The sequence below is a fragment of the Pseudoalteromonas sp. T1lg23B genome (assembly GCF_002964665.1).
Lineage (GTDB): Bacteria > Pseudomonadota > Gammaproteobacteria > Enterobacterales > Alteromonadaceae > Pseudoalteromonas.
Genome location: NZ_PQBZ01000042.1, coordinates 455551 through 473768, shown reverse-complemented (window position 1 = coordinate 473768; position 18218 = coordinate 455551). Strand labels below are relative to the sequence as shown.

13 protein-coding genes are annotated in these 18218 nt (G+C 44.5%); 11 read left to right on the top strand and 2 right to left on the bottom strand.

Going from position 1 to position 18218, the window contains the following annotated elements:
- Positions 1 to 145: 145 nt before the first annotated feature.
- The 3 genes from C2M32_RS18550 (at position 146) to C2M32_RS18540 (ending at position 3506) form a co-directional block, all read left to right on the top strand.
- Positions 146 to 1120, top strand: coding sequence for a transposase (locus tag C2M32_RS18550; protein WP_105169789.1), 975 nt, complete (start codon positions 146 to 148; stop codon positions 1118 to 1120).
- A 292-nt stretch (positions 1121 to 1412) separates the two neighbouring features.
- Positions 1413 to 1664 carry a hypothetical protein gene (locus tag C2M32_RS18545; RefSeq protein WP_105169788.1) on the top strand — a complete coding sequence of 84 codons (252 nt, stop codon included), beginning with the start codon at positions 1413 to 1415 and terminating at the stop codon, positions 1662 to 1664.
- Positions 1665 to 1676: 12 nt separating this feature from the next.
- On the top strand, positions 1677 to 3506 hold the full coding sequence (locus C2M32_RS18540; RefSeq protein WP_105169787.1) for a hypothetical protein: 1830 nt from the start codon (positions 1677 to 1679) through the stop codon (positions 3504 to 3506).
- A gap of 115 nt (positions 3507 to 3621) precedes the next feature.
- On the opposite strand, the gene C2M32_RS18535 is transcribed toward C2M32_RS18540, so the two are convergent.
- Together C2M32_RS18535 and C2M32_RS18530 are read right to left on the bottom strand one after the other, a co-directional pair.
- Entirely contained in the window at positions 3622 to 5895 is a 2274-nt protein-coding gene (locus C2M32_RS18535; protein WP_105169786.1) for a CHRD domain-containing protein, read from the bottom strand.
- A 368-nt stretch (positions 5896 to 6263) separates the two neighbouring features.
- Complete coding sequence (locus C2M32_RS18530; protein WP_105169785.1) at positions 6264 to 8510, bottom strand: TonB-dependent receptor; 2247 nt, start codon at positions 8508 to 8510, stop codon at positions 6264 to 6266.
- A 308-nt stretch (positions 8511 to 8818) separates the two neighbouring features.
- Here C2M32_RS18530 and C2M32_RS18525 point away from each other — a divergent pair, with 308 nt between their 5' ends.
- From C2M32_RS18525 to C2M32_RS18490, 8 genes are all read left to right on the top strand, one after another.
- Positions 8819 to 9826, top strand: a complete 1008-nt coding sequence (locus tag C2M32_RS18525; protein ID WP_105169784.1) for a LacI family DNA-binding transcriptional regulator — start codon at positions 8819 to 8821, stop codon at positions 9824 to 9826.
- Positions 9827 to 9935: 109 nt separating this feature from the next.
- A complete protein-coding gene (locus C2M32_RS18520; protein WP_105169783.1) occupies positions 9936 to 11198 on the top strand; it encodes an MFS transporter in 1263 nt (420 codons plus the stop codon).
- Between the two features lie 9 nt (positions 11199 to 11207).
- Positions 11208 to 12707, top strand: coding sequence for an alpha,alpha-trehalase TreF (treF, locus tag C2M32_RS18515; RefSeq protein WP_105169782.1), 1500 nt, complete (start codon positions 11208 to 11210; stop codon positions 12705 to 12707).
- Between the two features lie 95 nt (positions 12708 to 12802).
- Complete coding sequence (locus tag C2M32_RS18510; protein WP_158678276.1) at positions 12803 to 15199, top strand: reprolysin-like metallopeptidase; 2397 nt, start codon at positions 12803 to 12805, stop codon at positions 15197 to 15199.
- The gene (locus C2M32_RS18505; protein ID WP_325047887.1) at positions 15130 to 15597 is read left to right on the top strand and encodes an Ig-like domain-containing protein; all 468 of its coding nucleotides are present in this window, start codon (positions 15130 to 15132) and stop codon (positions 15595 to 15597) included. Before C2M32_RS18510 ends, C2M32_RS18505 begins: the two co-directional genes overlap by 70 nt.
- A gap of 118 nt (positions 15598 to 15715) precedes the next feature.
- Complete coding sequence (locus C2M32_RS18500) at positions 15716 to 15979, top strand: hypothetical protein (protein ID WP_158678275.1); 264 nt, start codon at positions 15716 to 15718, stop codon at positions 15977 to 15979.
- A 154-nt stretch (positions 15980 to 16133) separates the two neighbouring features.
- Positions 16134 to 17192: a YjgN family protein gene (locus C2M32_RS18495; RefSeq protein ID WP_105169778.1), complete on the top strand. Its 1059-nt coding sequence runs from the start codon at positions 16134 to 16136 to the stop codon at positions 17190 to 17192.
- 1 nt (position 17193) lies between these two features.
- Positions 17194 to 18207: a M48 family metallopeptidase gene (locus C2M32_RS18490; protein ID WP_199886189.1), complete on the top strand. Its 1014-nt coding sequence runs from the start codon at positions 17194 to 17196 to the stop codon at positions 18205 to 18207.
- Positions 18208 to 18218: the final 11 nt, after the last annotated feature.

Sequence of the window (18218 nt, the reverse complement as noted above, 5' to 3'; positions counted from 1 at the left end):
CTCAAAATTAGCTGGACAGTCACCCTAACTTGCTGGTTGGAGTAAACTAAACGTGGACAGGCACTCAAACTTGAAACTTTGAGTGACTTGTCTAAGCTTTTAGTTCTTCAAAATCATTTCAAATTCTCAGTTCAAGGAGCGAACGATGGGATTAGCAAGGAAGTGTCAAATCAGTTTATCAGATACTCGGTATTATCACTGTGTTTCTCGTTGTGTGAGGCGGACGTTTTTGTGTGGCGAAGACAAGTTAACGGGTAGGTCGTATGAACATCGGCGAAGTTGGGTTGAAGAGCGTTTACTGTTCTTAGGCCAAGTCTTTTGTATTGATGTCTGTGCCTATGCGGTGATGAGCAATCATACTCATGTAGTATTGTATGTGGATGATAAAAAAACTGAGCGACTCAGTGATAGGGCAATATTGATACGCTGGCATAAGCTCTTTAAAGGCTCACCATGTGCACATATGTACTTAAAGGGCGAGTACTTGGACGAAGGTCAACGGTATTTTTTAGATAAAGAAATACAAAAATACCGACAGCGTTTATCAAGTATTAGTTGGTTTATGCGTGTACTGAATGAAAACATAGCGCGCAGAGCGAACAAAGAAGATGGATGTACTGGGCATTTTTGGGAAGGACGCTTTAAATCGCAAGCTCTACTTGATGAACCTGCACTGATGGCGTGCATGGCGTATGTTGACTTAAACCCGCTCCGAGCCAAAATGGCAAACACTCCCGAAGAGTCAGAACATACCAGTATCAAAATGCGTTGTGAACAAGCCAAAATGGCTAAACAATCCAAATTACTTGCACGCTTTATAGGCAGTCCCCGCAAGCACATGCCCAAGGGCTTGCCTTTTGAGCTTAAGTCTTACTTAGAGCTCGTTGAATTAACGGGAAAATGTATACGTACAGATAAACGAGGGTATATAACAAAAAGCGAAGCCCCGATACTTGAACGATTGAATATCAAAGCCCAAAACTGGCTAAAACTGACCACTCAATTTGAAAAAGTTTTCCATGGCGCAGTGGGTAAGCCACATAGCTTAGATATGTATTGTGAAAAACTACAACACAAACGACGGCGAAACCTCAACATCAGCGAAACGTTATTTGCTTAACTTTAGCGCAGGCTTAAATGCCTAATAGAACGAGCCAGTTACCTGATTTGAGTCAAGTAGGGCTCGCATATCTAAATTTAATCAAATGACCAAAAAACCCGACGATCGAGTTCGTCATTTTTCATTGTTTCAAAGTTGTTTTTACCATAGCCAATAGAAAGGGCAATAAATTGCAATCGGAAGTGCCCTAAAGCTTCTTTTAAGAGTGCCTGTCCAGTTTGATACCTAGACAAAAGGCTTTCGTTAAAATAGAATCCTCCTCCTTACAGAATATTAAAGATTACTTAACATCATGAAGAAACTAACATCAATTGCATTAATTTTAACATTCTCAGTGGTCGCTGGTACGGGTATCCCAGGGGTTAAAAAGCTTTCAAAAGAGAAAAACTCTAGCCACAAAGTGGAGTGTGTTAACGGCGCAACGGGTTTTATTTCAAGGGAAGAAACGAATATATGTGCTTACTCTAAAGGCAACTTAAAAAATAGGTGTGATACTGAAGATAATTGGAGCATTGAAGCCGCGGCAGAGTATATTTGTAATTAATCAGGGAATAAAATGCGTATTATTTATACTTTACTGTTGGCAAGTATTGCAATCTTTAGCTTCCCAGCCTTCACCAATCAAACGGTATCATTTGAGAATCATCAGCTCTCACCTTTTGTGAATAAAGGGCCGTTTAACTTTGAAACAATAGCAGAAGGTGGAACGCCTTCTCCAAATACAGGGCCACTGACTGGCGCAAATGGTACCAGAGGGTATGTTTTTGTTGAAGCCTCTACAGGGGGTGCTTTTAATGCCGGAGATACTGCAATCTTACAGGCTGACGGTATAGAAGCTGATTCGATAGAATTTTATTACCATATGTTCGGTGAACACATAGGAAAACTAGAGCTTCAAGCGGTAAAAAACGGAATATGGGAAACAGTTACTCAAATTGAAGGGCAACAGCAGGCAAGCCACTCTGCGGCTTGGAAAGTTCACTCAGCGAGCTTAAGTGGCTTTCCTATGCCGACAAATATTCGTTTTGTAGTAACGGCTAAAGGGGATTACAAAGGGGATATTGCTCTCGATCAGGTGAAGTTCATACAAACTCCTACGCTTCCATCGTTAATTAAAGCCGATTTTGAGAATAGCCTCGGCTTTTTTACCAACACGACACCATTTTTGGTGAGTAGATATCAAGGTTATACGCCTACTGCTAGTACGGGTCCCTCATCTGGGGCAAACGGCACTGCAACCTACGCATTTCTGGAGACCTCAACAGGTGCTGCAGATAGCGCAGGAGACACTGGTATTTTACAAGCAAATGTTTCAGGTTCAAGGCTAAGCTTTTATTTCCATATGTATGGTTCACATGCCGGAACTATCGCCGTAGAGGCACTCATAAACGGTACTTGGAGACAAGTTTGGCAGCAATCAGGCCAAGTTCAAACGAGCTCTACTGACCCCTGGCATAAGGTGTACTTAAATCTGAGCCATTATACGGCAATTAGATTTAAACTCGTATCGGCAGGGGGTTATTTGGGTGATATAGCAATAGATGAGATTGCGTTTAATCCGCCCGAACTGCAAGATCTATCAACGAGTCTAGAGGGGGGGATAGACTGGCAAAATGAAGGAAACTACATGTGGCTTCGTCAGCAGGGGGTGGCCCCGACGAGCTATACAGGGCCTTCTGGAGCGAAAGAAGGCAACTATTATGCCTTGTTTGAAACCTCTTATGGTGCTGCTTACAATCAGGGAAACTCAGCAATTTTAAAAAGCCCACGCCTGTTAGGAAATGAACGCGTTATTTGTTACTGGTTTCATATGTACGGAGCTGATGTTGGGGCGCTTGCACTTCAGTCTTCGCCAAATGATTCACAATGGGTGACTTTGATGGAGTTCAATCGTCAGCAGCACAGTAGTGAAAGTAGTAAGTGGAGCAATGTTTGTGCCGCTATTCCATCTGGTACACGTTATTTGAGATTTCTGGCGACAGCAAACGGAGGTTATCGAGGAGATATCGCGATAGATGCAATACGTATAGACTCTCAGGCATCAAGTGCCGTTGAGTTCGCGTCAGATACTGTCCAGTATTACAACGGTGATCCGATTCAGTTTAATTTTACTGTAGATGGCCCAAGCTCAAGTTATACTGTCCAGTATATGGAAACGGGTGGGAACTGGAGTAATGCGCAAAGGACTGCTGGAAACAGTTGGCGTTTTAACTTAAGTGGAAATACGAACCCAGCTTATGTCAAAGTGAAGGTCGTTTTTGCAGATGGTAGTGTATTTTATAGAACGATTCATATTCAATTGGAAAATCTAGGCGATAAGCAGCCGAACAAGACTATTTTTATACACACAGATTTGCTAGGCAACCCAGTTGCTGAGAGTCAGTGATAATATCACCATAACTTGCGCTAGCTGACGATGTGGCATAGTTAGTCTGCATAAGCTTTCTGTAACAACTGCACGGTAGTGATAGGCCCGCTGAGCGCGGGCCTAACGCGTTATATTATTGAATTTGACCTCTTAACTCTCCATTTGGGTTCGCTGGAGTATGTACATTTACATAGTGTCCGCCACTTGCCAGTATCGCAAAAATTTCAGCAGTTAGTGCTGCATTTGCTGGTGCCATCCAGCGATTTACGTCGCTTTCATCTTGTTCAAGCGCCAATAGTACTGGACCGTTTTCTCCGGCCATACCAGTGTGGATATGGGCCGCTGTTGCATCTGCTACACCGCTTGTTAACACTTGCAGCTCTAAGCTAAAGTCGTTGCCATTGACTAATGCATAGCCACTGCCAGTTGCTGTGGTAGTGACAGCTGGTACTTCTTGCTCGCCACTTAGTGGAAATGCCACCAAGGTGAAATTGTCAGTAAGAATTTGTCCACGTAACTCGCCGCTGGGTGTCGCTGGCGTATGGACGTTCACATAGTGACCGCCTGAGGCAAGTACCGCGAAAATATCGGCGTTAATCATGGTGTTTTCAGGGGTCATCCATACGTTCATGTCATCTGCACTTTGCTCTAGTGCCACGAGTACGCCACCGTTGGTACCAATTCGACCAGTATGGATATGTGCAGCCGTTGCATCTTCCACACCCGAGGTTACCACACGCAGTTCAACACCGTAATCGTCAGTATCAACTAAGGCATAGCCGTCACCAGAGGCGGTAGTTGTAACCGCTGGAACTTCTTGCGCACCCGAGAGTTTAAATGTTGCTAAGGCATAGTTGTCAGTAAGGATTTGACCACGAAGCTCTCCGCTAGGAGTCGCTGGCGTGTGGACGTTCACATAGTGGCCACCTGAGGCGAGCACGGCGAAAATATCGGCGTCAATCATGGTGTTTTCAGGGGTCGCCCACACGTTCATGTCATCTGCACTTTGCTCTAGAGCCACGAGTACGCCACCGTTGGTGCCGATACGGCCTGTATGAATGTGTGCGGCCGTTGCATCTTCCACACCTGAGGTCACAATACGCAGTTCAACACCGTAATCGTCCATATCAACTAACGCGTAGCCATCACCAGAGGCAGTGGTTGAAACCGCTGGTACTTCTTGCGCGCCTGAGAGTTTAAATGTTGCTAGTGCATAGTTGTCAGTAAGGATTTGACCACGAAGCTCTCCGCTAGGAGTCGCTGGCGTGTGGACGTTCACATAGTGGCCACCTGAGGTGAGCACGGCGAAAATATCGGCGTCAATCATGGTGTTTTCAGGGGTCATCCATACGTTCATGTCATCTGCACTTTGCTCTAGTGCCACGAGTACGCCACCGTTGGTACCAATGCGACCTGTGTGGATATGTGCGGCCGTTGCATCTTCCACACCTGAGGTTACCACACGCAGTTCAACGCTGTAATCTTCAGTATCAACTAACGCGTAGCCATCACCCGAGGCGGTGGTTGAAACCGCTGGTACTTCTTGCGACCCAGATAGCCCGAATGTGGCAACCGCATAGTTGTCAGTGAGGATTTGGCCTCGGATCTCCCCATTAGGTAGGGCTGGCGTATGAACATTCACATAATGTCCGCCTGAAAGCAGCACACTGAGTGTCGCTTCATCAATCATGGTCCCCTCTGGAGTCACCCAGTCAGTCATTACTTCATCGTCTTGCTCAAGTACCACTAATACATCACCGTTGGCACCAATGCGGCCAGTATGAATGTGTGCCGCAGTCGCATCGTCAACGCCTGAGGTCACCACGCGCAGGTAAAGCTCGCCATCGGTGCTATCGTAGGATGCGTAGCCATCACCCATACCACTGGAGTCGCTCATAGGGACTTGTTGTGATCCATTGAGTTTAAAGGTAATAATACTGGTGGTGTCCGGTACGATTTGGGCACGTAACTCTCCGTTTGGAAAACTTTCTGTGTGGAGATTGATATACCAATCACCCTCTAGCATATCGGCCATCAACGTTTCGGTTAGATCTGTGATGGGAATACTTGCTTGGTTGTCGCCTGATGCTTCAAAAGCAAAAGCCACATCACCATTTTCACCTAAATCACCATCATGAATGTGTGCAGCACTAAAACCATCAACATCGCTGTAGTCCAATGTTGCTCTAAACTGCATTAGCGTTTCATCTAGTTCAATGTTTGCTGTTGCAGTTTGCATGGAGGTATTCATGGGAACTTCTTGTTTGCCACTTAAAGTTAGCTCGAAGGTTTTAGTCGCTGAAAACTCTGGAGTCGGTGTTGTTGGCGGTGTTACCGTGTTGTTATCGTCGCTATCACTACATGCTACCAGCAGCATTAGGCTAGCACTTACTATAAACTTTTTCATTATACTCATCCTGTAGATTGGGTTAAAAAGGATGATAAAAAATCATCCGTAGCCAGACTTACGAAAGTCATCGCCTGAAAGTTCACCGTAATCGCAATAAAATTTAATTTTTGCTTTGTGAATCGAGTCACTACACATTTCTAACTCAGCATTTAGCTCTGTCAGGCCGCCTACCGCTGATTCCTTAACTACTAGTTTCAGCTACAGCAAGACTATAGTCGTGTTCGGCGATATCAGCCAAATCGTAAACACAGTGGTTATGGGAACTTGGCCATTCTTAAGACAGAGAAATAGGTTTCAAATAGGAACGCTAAAAATAAAAAAGCCCAGTTTGGGCAACTGGGCTTGTGATCCAAGGAGGGGGTTAATTAAAAGCTGTAGCTGACGCTAAATTTGATGCTGCGAGGCATAATATAGCGACCATTTGGCGCATTGACATTACGAGGGTCGCCTTCGGTGATACCTTGCTCATCAGTGAGGTTGTCCGCTGCCAATTGCAGTTTTACACCTTCTGCTGGCTCGACTATCAAGCCAAGGTCAAGCTTTTCATAGCCTTCAAGCGTAACGGTGTTTTCATTGTTGCCGTAACGGTCATCGACTGCTGAGAATGTGCCGTAAACTGTGGCAAACATACCAGCTAGCTCGAAGTCATAGCTTGGCGTAACACGAATTTGCCAACTAGGCTGACGTTGACTCTCATTACCTTCATTGTCAGGACTTTCAGTGATTTCGGTATCTTGCACAGTTGCGTTTAAGTTAACTGAAAATCCAGACTCATGGTTGTAGTTATAATCAAACTCGATGCCCAAAGCTTCGTTGGTTAAAATTTCAGCAGGCTCACCAGGTCTGCGAACGAATGTGTCGCCTTGCACTTCATTGCTAAACACAGTGGCAAAAAAGTCGGTGTTATCACCCATATACTTAAAGCCCAGCTCTGCTTGTGTGATTTCTTTGATTAGCTGCTCGCCGGCTTCATAGACGCCAAAGTTATCCCTAAAATCATCGAAGTAAGGCATTTTATAGCCTTTATTAAGGCGCGCAAAAACACCCATGTCATCGGCTAGCTTGTAGTCAGCACCTAGCGTCCAAGATGTTTTTCGGGCGCTGTAGTCAACCGACTTATCAATAGTGCCGTTAAGGTCTTCATCGACGGAATAATTCACTTCATGGCGCTCAGAGCGCAGGCCTAGATCGAATGTAAGTTCATCGGTAGCTCGGTAGCTTTGCGTGGTATAAAACGCAAGCGTTGTCGCATCACCCGTGCTGTTGATGTCGTAGTTCCAAGCACAGCCATCGACACTGGTGTTACACTCAATGCCATCCAGCATTTCACCACCAGCTTCGAGCACATAATAGGCCGCATTACCTAGGCTCCACCAGTCTTTTGCCGACGTTGATGCGCTGTAAAGGCCATAAGCACTATCCCATCTGTCGAAGGTTTTGCTAAACGCTAAGTCGTTGGTAAATGACTCGATATCTTTTAATACGACCCAACGGCCCATACTTTGTACATAGGTATCACCTTCATACATAGTGCCCGTAACAGCGCCTTTTGCATCTTGGCCATTGTCAGCAATATCTTTAAGTAGTTCTGCGCTACCCGCAGGTACTAGACCATAAGTATTTGCTTCACCCTGCGTTAGGTTGAAGCGGTCAATTAAGTGCCAGCCATTTTTTAGTTCTAGCTTGATGCTACCGCCAGAGATGTGACCTTTCCAGCCGCGACCTTCACCCAAGTCGATTTCCATCGCCTCATCGCTACCTGCATAAATAACGGCTTGGCGGTTTAGGGTACCCAGTTGTGTATATTCAGCGTCAACACCGTCTACATTAAGTGGAGTAGGTAAGTACCAAGCGCCGGTATCATCGGTCTGACGGGTATAAACATTAATTTCACCGTTATCCAACTCTTTGGTTAAGTTGATGGTGAACTGCTGGCCGCGTTCAGAGGTAAAACCAGCATCACGAATGCCCGATGAGCGTTTAATATAGCCGCCCACCATGTAATATAAATCGTCACTTAATTCACCACTTAGCACGGCATCAAGGCGCTGTAGGCCATAGTCGCTGGTGGTATATTTAAACGTACCTTCAGTGTCTTCACTACCGCGTTTTAGTTGGAAGTTGGTAGTTAAGCCCGGTTGACCATTTGAGACTACAGGGTTTGGACCACCGCGTAGGGCTTCCATCATGCTAATGGTTTCATCTAAACGGAAAATTGAAGAATTTTCTAAAAATGAAAGTGTTGGTGCAGGGTAAACGGGTGAACCTTGTAGGCTCACGGTTAAGAATGGCGCGTCGCCACCACCTGGGAAACCACGCACAAACACATTCGCACCAGACTCACCGCCTGAACTTTCTACCCAAATACCCGGTACAGCTTTTAATAGATCAGCGGTACTTTTTGGCGCGAGTTTGTCTATCTTAACCGCGTCAATGTTGGTAACGGCGAAGCCGGCATCGATCTTTCTGATACCGCGTCCACCGGCTGTACCTGATACTACGATAGTTTCGACTTTTTGTTCTTTAGCTTGTTCGTCTTGTGCTATCGCTTGATTACTCAAAACCGCAGCTATGGCTGAAGCGAGCAACGAATATTGCTTGAGTTTGCGCATGGGAAAGCCCCTTTTGTTGTCATATGGTTCATATAATTGTGTGCGCCACTCCCTAAACTTAGCGCTAAAGACTAAGTTTGTAACCCAGCAATAGGGAGTTTATAGATGGCGCTGAAATTAAAATAGAGGTTATTGCAAACGTTTGCAATAACTTTTATGCAACTTTTTGCACATACCTTGTTTTGTTGTGGCTAATAACCGCTGCACATTTGCGATATAATGCCAATTAATTAATCAGTATTGCTCAGTAATATGCTATCTTCTCAATAAGTTAGTGAAGCGGTGAGATTTGAATCGAAGAGGTTACAGTGGAGCAGAAGAAATTAAAGCTGGTGGATTTAGCAAAGCTTGCTGGGGTATCAACCTCAACCGCTTCACGGGCGTTAAATAATAATCCTGTGATCAAACAAGCAACCCGAGAGCACATTCAACAGCTTGCCAAAGAGCACAATTTTACGCTCAATACCGCAGCAAGTCGTTTAAGGCTGCAAAAAACCAAAGTAATTGCAGTGGTCATAAATTTAGAGGCCAATACCGAGCAGTCGATTGATGACCCGTTCTTATTAAAAGTTGTTAGTGATATTAATCAAGCAGTTAACCGTCAAGGTTATGAGCTTTTGCTGTCTAATTCCTACATGGCTGGGGATGATTGGTATGGGTATTTTATTGATGGACGCCGAGCCGATGGCTTGATTGTGGTCGGTCAAGGTAAGCAACAAAGGCGTATTGAGCAGGCGGCTAAGCAGGGGGCTCCTCTGGTTGTATGGGGCGATCCTAAAACCCCGAGCGATTATCCAATTGTTGGCAGTGACAATTATTTAGGTGGTTTGTTGGCCACTGAGCATTTGATTGCGCGAGGGGCATCTAATCTATTGTTTTTAGGCGATCCTGGTCACGCTGAGATAAGCGAGCGATATCGTGGATTTAAAGCCGCGATTGAACAAGTGAAAGGTGAGTGCCAACAGCAAACCGTTAAAATAGATATCACCAGTCATGCTGCATATGAATCCATTAATCAATTACTTAGAACTGAAGGGCTCACTTTTGATGGTATTTTTGCCTGCAGTGATATGGTTGCGTTGGGCGCACTTAAGGCACTGAAAGAAAGATATATCAGCGTACCAAACGACGTACGTTTGGTTGGCTTTGACGACATTGGTATGGCGGATGTCAGCCATCCGTCATTGACTACCATCAGGCAAAATACGCAGTTAGCCGCTAAAATGCTAGTGGTTAAACTATTGGCACAGTTGAATAACGAAGTTGTTGATTCTCAAGAAATTGATATTGAGTTGCTGTGTCGTCAATCCAGTTAGCAACGACACTAGCTAAACTTGTAATGACAGAAATTAATTTGCAAACGATTGCAAATTAATTTTTGCAAGGCTAGACTTTGATTCATTCAATATAAATGAGTTCAAGCTTATGACAGATGCACCAACTACGTTAAGCAATGCATCAAGAGCACGGATCATACTGGCTATGATGGCCTGCTACTTTTTATTCGCGGTGTTGCTTAACAGCGTGGGAACCGTGATCCTGCAATCAATAAACAGTTTTGCCGTGAGCAAAACACAGGCCGCCAGTTTAGAAGGTTTTAAAGACCTTTCCATTGCCATCATGTCATTCTTGGTAGCCTCCATGATCCCACGTTTTGGCTATAAACTAGCGCTGTTGATGGCTTTGGCTGCCGTGATGCTAATATGTTTGGTTACGCCACAAATCGGCCAGTTTTATGCGTTTAAAATATTGTTTGCCGTTGTGGGTTGTGCTTTTGCTGTTGTGAAAATTAGTGTGTATGCCTTAGTTGGGCAGTTAAGTGATTCACCTTCGTCTCATTCCGCGCTACTGAACACCATTGAAGGTATTTTTATGGTTGGTGTGCTCAGCGGCTATTGGATTTTCAGCTTCTTTATTACGCCGCAAAGCGATGCTTTAGATTGGCTAAGCGTTTATTACATACTCGCCTTGCTGAGTTTGGTGTGTGTATTAACTATTAGTCTTGCGCCAATCGCAAAACAAACATTGCCATCGGATAGCAGTATAGTCGGCGAATTCGCCGCAATGTTGAAACTTAGCTTTCAACCTTTGGTGCTGGTATTTATCATCTCTGCATTTTTATACGTTTTGATAGAGCAAGGAGTAGGCACTTGGCTACCCACCTTTAACAATGAAATTTTACACTTACCAGTGGATGTGAGTGTGCAGTTGACCAGTATATTTGCAGCAAGCTTGGCTGTGGGGCGTTTACTCGCGGGCCAAATCCTTAAACACCTCCATTGGTATGTGTTACTTAATATCTGCTTGGTGGCAATGGGGGGATTAATTTTATTAACTCTACCTTTAACACAGGGCATCACACAGCAAACGGTCAGCTCTGTATTTGACGCGCCTTTGGCAGCATACTTGATGCCCATGATTGGGCTACTTATGGCTCCTATTTATCCGGTGTTAAATTCAGTTATTTTGAGTAGTTTAGAGAAACACCAACATGCGTCTATGACTGGGATGATTGTTATTTTCTCAGCACTTGGCGGCACCACGGGCTCCATTCTAACAGGCTATATTTTTCAGCATTTTAGTGGTCAGCATGCATTCTATAGCGCGCTTGTCCCACTGTGTTTGCTGGTAGTGTCAGTGTTTCTGTTTAAACAGCGTAGTACGCCTGCGCATCCTATTGCTGCCTAAGAGGTTTTCATGAAGTTTGAATATTGCACCTTGTTTAAAGATGTGCAGCTAAGCGGTATTTTTGCTGATAGTAAGGTGTTTGCTGATGCCATTCCCAAGAGTAGCTGGGCCAATGCACAGCAAGCTTATGAACAGCTTGATTTACCTATGGACAGTGAGGCTCTGAGACGTTTTGTCGATGCGCATTTTACCTTTGCGGCACAGCCTGAATTACAAGCGCTTGGAGAGCTGAACTCTGTTGCTAAGTATATTAAGACGCTCTGGCCAAAACTACAGCGAACGGCATTTAATACCACCAATAATTCATTGTTAACTTTAGAGCATGACTATGTGGTGCCTGGCGGTCGATTCAATGAAATCTACTATTGGGATAGTTACTTTACCGCACTGGGTCTAGAAGATAGTGGCAATGTTGCACTTATTGAAGCCATGGTAGAGAACTTTGTGAGCCTGATTGCGCGTTATGGATGTGTGCCTAATGGCAACAGAATTTACTATACCAGCCGTTCTCAACCTCCTGTATTGGCACTGATGATCAAGTTGCTACTACCGTACAAAAAGTCCGATACTAAATGGCTTGAACGCATGGTTGAAGCAATGCGCCAAGAACATCGCTTTTGGCATCAAGGAGAGGAGCAATTAGCGCAAAATAATAGTGCTCATCGCCGAGTAGTAAAGATGTTTAATGGAATGCAGCTGAATCGCTATTGGGATGATAAGCCTGAACCTCGACCAGAGTCATATGCTGAAGATATTACTGATGCGAACAAATTACCACAGCCACAACGTGAATCTTTTTTTCGTAATATTAGGGCTGCATGTGAGTCAGGCTGGGACTTTAGCGCTCGATGGCTAGACGACCCAACAAGTTTACTCAGTATTAATACTACAAACCGAGTACCTGTTGACTTAAACGCTTTACTTTATTTGTTGGAAGGCACGCTAGCACAGTGCCTAACTATGCTCGATGAAACCACACATGCCGACGCTTTCCAAAAGCGTGCACAATTACGAAAAAAAGCAATTGAACAACTACTGTGGAGCGATGAACATAACTGGTTCTGTGACTATGACTTAGCAAACAATAAGCGTTCTGAGGTATTGAGTTTAGCGGGATGTGTGCCACTTTATGCGGGTATTGCCAGTGTGCAACAAGCGCAATTGATTGGAGAGCAGCTCAATAGCAAGTTTCTACGCCAAGGTGGATTGGTCAGTTGCCTAAGTAAAACTTCTCAGCAATGGGATAGCCCTAATGGCTGGGCTCCACTACATTGGTTTGCAATAAAAGGGTTGAGAGATTATGGTCAATTTGAGCTAGCGCAAACTATTGCCCTGCGGTGGCTAAATATGGTGAAACAGGATTTTGTCACTCGCCATTGCTTATTGGAAAAATACAATGTGTGCGAGCCACAAAAAACAGCTGGTGGGGGCGAGTATCAAGTGCAACAGGGTTTTGGTTGGACAAACGGTGTTACTAGCCGCTTGCAGAAGCTTTACAACGATTGCTAATCACTTGTTTTTAACACAGCATTGAACGTCAAATATGCGCAAATTCATAAGCCAAGTCTATACTGTGCTTTAATGTCTTTTATGCGGAGATGCATATGAACCGTTCTTTGCTTTTGTTATGTTCCTTTTTCGTTTCTATCACCAGTTATGCCAACAGTTGGCAGTGGCAAACTACGCAAGTACATGCTCAAGGTGAATCTAAATCGGCTATAGGGCAGCACTATAGCGTAAACCATCAAAAATTAACGAGTGATCTAATCGCGCTTGCCGAAAAAGGTGCCAACATGACTATTGCATTGCCTGATGGTAGTGGTGGGTTGCTCGAATATGTCATACGTTATGACCCCATTATGGCCCCTGCGTTGGCACAGAAATATCCCATGATCCGCAGTTTTTCAGGGCACCAAGTTGGTGTTGCACAAAATACCGGTCGTTTCGATATTGGACCAAACGGTTTTTATGCTTTTTATCAGACCGACGAGCGCGTTTTATATGTAGATCCGAGCTATGGTAACTACAAAGTGTATGAAAAGGGTAATCGTGATGCTCCTTGGCATGATGAAGTCGTGGCGCTGCAAAGCGATATGCCCCTAAATACGTTGCAGCAAAGAGGCCCATTAATTGGTAACGGTGGTACAGTAGAAATGGTGACCTATCGATTAGCAGTCACCACCAGTGATGAATATACCAGCTATTTTGGTGGCAAGACTCAAGCGTTAAATGGCATCGTGACGACGATTAACCGAGTCAATCAAATATACCAAACAGATATTGCCGTTAGACTCGAACTAGTAGCAAATAATGATGCACTGATTTTTACCGAGAATGACCCGTACGATAACGGCGAATTAGATGATACGCTCACAGAAGTACAAAATCAGATAGACACCATCATTGGCTCAAGTAACTATGATGTTGGCCATCTGATGGCAACCTCAGGAGCTGGATTAGCTGCTTTGGGTGTTATTTGTGATGACAGTGGTAAAGCGATGGGGATGACCGGAATTGGGACACCAGAAGGTGATGCATTCGATGTAGATTATGTTGCCCATGAATTAGGCCACCAGTTTGGTGCAAATCATACCTATAATGGCTCAGCAGGGTCATGCTCGACTCGCGTTAGCAACGCAGCGTATGAACCAGGCAGTGGTATTACCATTATGGCCTACGCTGGGATTTGCGGGTCGGAAAATCTAGACTCAAACTCCATTGCGATGTTCCATTCCTACAGCATTGATGAGATACACTCCCACCTTACGCAAGGCTCAGGAGCGACATGTGGTTCGTTACAAGATGACGGCAATAAAGCTCCAGTAGCTGACGCTAAAGCTGATCATGTGATCCCAATAAACACGCCATTTATGCTTACAGGCTCGGCAACTGATGCCAATAGTAATGACACTTTGACATACTCGTGGGAACAGTTGGATTTAGGCTCACCGACTTCAAGTGCTGAGGATTTGAAAGACAATGGTGAAGGGCCGATGTTCCGACCTTATCTGCCAAGCACCTCAGCAACAAGATACTTTCCATTATTGGCTGATGTGATTTCTGGTCAAGTTACCAAAGGGGATGGCTACCCAACCACAGACAGAACCATGACCTTTAGATTGGTTGTTCGAGATGGTAACGGAGGGGTAAGTTTCGATACTGCAAGTGTGACGACCGTTTCGGCGGCAGGTCCATTTGTTATTACTGCCCCAGATCAAAGCAGCTCGGCAGATGAAAATAATCAAATTACTGTAAGCTGGAATGTAGCTGGGACCAATCAGGCGCCAGTGTCATGTGCCAATGTCGATATTATGCAAACTAACAGTGATGCTTCGCAAAGTCAGCTATTGTTATCTGGTACGCCTAATGATGGCCAGCAGCAAGTTACTTTGATTGGCAGTCAAGACAATAAAGCACGGGTGATGGTTATGTGTGCCACCAGCATTTTTTACGCTCTGTCTCCTGAGTTTGATTTATCGCCAAGTCTTGCCGTGACCTCTCAGCAAACGATCTCAACAGCTGAAGATACGAGCGTCACCTTGGAGGCGTCACAGTTTAGTGTGGTGAATCAACAAGCCGATTCTCAATTGGCGTTGAGTGTGATTGCCGGTACTAATTATACCTTCTCTGGCAACACCATCATGCCAGCGGCAAACTTCAATGGTGAACTCACCGTAAATATTACGTTGACCGATGGCACAACCACCACAAGTTATCCGGCGAAGATACAGGTCACGCCAGTTAACGATGCACCTGAGGTACTCACTCAGGTGGCCTTGACAATGAATGAAGATCAGACGATCACGCTTGCTGTGTCGCAGTTTGAAGTATTAGATGTAGACAGCAGTGAGTTCACGCTTACCATTCTGGCTGGGGAGCAATACACCTTTAACGCAAATGTGGTGTCGCCCGATGCCAACTTTAATGGGTTATTAGAAGTGCCCTTACAATCAGTGATAAGCAAGGTGCTAGTGCCAACTTTACAACACAAATTACAGTAACGGCGGTCAATGATGCGCCAGTGGCGAGTAATGACTCTGTTTCAGCCACTCAAGGTGTGCAAACAACCATAGAGGTGCTTGCCAACGATAGTGATGTTGATGGTGACACATTGACACTTGTAGAACTACTGTATGAAGGAACGGGCACCGCAACCGTCTCTGGAAACACCATTATGTATCAATCAGCTAGTAGCTTCACAGGCCAAGAGCAAATTATTTACTCTATCAGTGATGGCAATGGTGAATCGGCTCAAGCAACGGTTACAGTTAATGTACGCACACCTCCACCAGCGAATAATATAGATGATGGAGGGAGTGGTAGTTTTGGATATTGGCTATATGCTCTGATCTTAGGCTTACTTTTCCGACGAGTGACATGGGGAACGAAGAATGCGTAGTTTGTGTATAACACTATTGTTCAGCGGCCTGTTGCTTGGCTGTCAAACGCTACAAACAGCGTCCGATAGCAAAGCGGAGGCGCCACTTGTGAATGCTCAAAGAAGTATGGAATGGTTCATGAAACATTCGTTGGAGCAAGTGCTAGAAGCACATGAGGCGGAACAAAGCTTTGGCTTAATTGCGCTCAACAGACGCGGCTATTTCTATCCTAAAGTGGGTATGGCACGCAAGCCTTTACCACTCAAAGAAGGATGCCAGACTTGGCTGTTATCCGCATCAAATGACGTTGTTAACAGTGACAAAGAGCGCGAGCAAATGGCAAGTTTGCAGTCGTTTGCTGCTAAGTTCAACATAGCTATGGAGTCAAAGTGTTTGCCCTAGCACGTCAGTAATATCAGTAAAAGCCAGTGGATCGAACCGCTGGCTTTTTTGTTGCAAATGTAGCAGTAATTTATTGTACCTCTTGTTACCTTATGGTTATAATTCCGCCATTGTACCAAATATGGTACTTGTTATTATTTTTTAGGAGTTTTAAATGGACTTAGAGTCTAAAGAAATGGCTGAAAACGCCGACATGTCAACGCAAAGACATGAAGTGCAATTTACTGGTAATGTGCGTAGCTACTTTAGTATTTGGATAGTCAATATTCTTTTGACGATTGCCACATTGGGTATCTACTCGGCGTGGGCGACGGTAAGAAACAAACAGTATTTTTTTGGTCATACGCTGATCAATGGTCATAGGTTTGATTATCTGGCTACACCCTTACAAATTTTAAAAGGTAGACTGCTAGCAGTTGCTTGTTTTACTTTATATATTGTGGCTAGTAGTTATTATCCAATGGTTGGGATACTACTTGTGATGACTTGGCTTGTTGCGCTGCCGTGGGTAATAAATCAAGGACTACGTTTTAATTTGAGAATGACACGCTATCGCAATGTTCAGTTCTCTTTTAAAGGTTGTTATAAAGATGCGTTCGTTAATTTTGTATTGTTACCAGTGCTGAGTATTTTCACTTTGTATCTATTGCTGCCATGGGTACTCAAACGCATTGATAGCTATATCCACAACAATATTCATTATGGTAATAAGAAGGTAATTACACAGCTATCTACAAGAGAATATTATTTAATCGCTTTTGCATGTTTGTGTATTGCAATAGGGATTGTGATTGCCGTTGGTGTTCTCGCGTTGGTCACGGGGGCGAGTTTTACTGAGAGCCCACAAATGATTGTTGGCTTAATACTGTTAATGCAAGTCAGCGTGATTACAATTTTGGCACCTGCCTATCAAGCGATGGTACGAAATCACATCTATAGCAATAGTCATATTGAAGGTATAGCTGAATTTGAATCGAGTCTTGAGCCTGTTGATTACGTTACGTTGACTGTGACTAATACAGTGGCAATTGTGTTGACACTCGGGTTGGCTTTTCCTTGGGCTAAAGTGCGCAAGGCTAAAATGCTAGCCGCTGCTACGGTTGTACACCTTCAGCCTGACGCTGAGAAGGTCATTAACGTTCAACAAGCACAGCAATCATCATTTGCGCAAGAAGCTGCGAACGTTTTCGATGTTGATGTCTCTTTAACATAATATGCAGAAAATAACGGGTAAGCTATATAGTGCTGGCAGTAACGCCAGCACGAACTGCACTATGCATTGTTGCAGTGAACAGCTCACGCTTGTTAGTGATGATGGCGTTGAGTTGCTTATGCCTTTGGCTGATGTTCGGCTGGGTATCGCAATATCGGGTCAGGCACAAGATATTACATTGCCTGATGCGCGGCGTTTCTTGCCTGATGATGTAAATTTTCGTCTAAACTCAGGTTCGGAGTTTATTGAGCGTTGTGAAAAGCACAAAGTTTTGGTGCTTTCATCCATTGTTTTGTGCCCATTGCTGTTATATTGGCTGTTCTTTGTGGCTGTGCCAAATATGGCAGCAAGTGCGGTCACTTTACTGCCGCAAAGTGTTGCGGAACAAACCGGTGAACAGTCAATGTTGATGATAGAAAAACTGGCGTTGGAGCCTAGTGAACTAAATCCCGAGCAACAGGTTGAAATTAATGTCTTATGGCAGCATTCTTTGGCCCAATTACAGTTAGATAATGAAAAATACCGTTTAGGGTTTTATCGTTCCGACTATTTTGGAGCGAACGCTTTTGCGCTTCCCCATGGGCAAATTGTGGTTACTGATGCACTGGTAAAGAAGTTGGCAGACCATCCGAAGGCGCTCAGAGCGGTGCTACTGCATGAAATAGGGCATGTTGAACATCAACACAGTATGCGGATAGCAGCGCAATCGGTTGCTTCAACGGTCGCACTTGCGGTGGTATTCGGTGATCTGCAGGGTATTGCTGAGCTCACTTTGGGCGTAGGAAGTGCCATTATGCAGCAGCAGTTTTCGCAAGATATGGAACGCCAAGCAGATGATTTTGCGTTATATAATCTAGAGAAACATGGTTATAAAGCCGCTGATTTTGCCACTGCACTTAGACTTATATCGCAAGAAAGAAAAAGCGAGCAGGATGATTGGTCCAAGTACTTGTCCACCCATCCGCAAGTTGAATCTCGCATCGAACGGGCGCTGCATTACCAACAAGCACAGTAAAAAGGGACGCA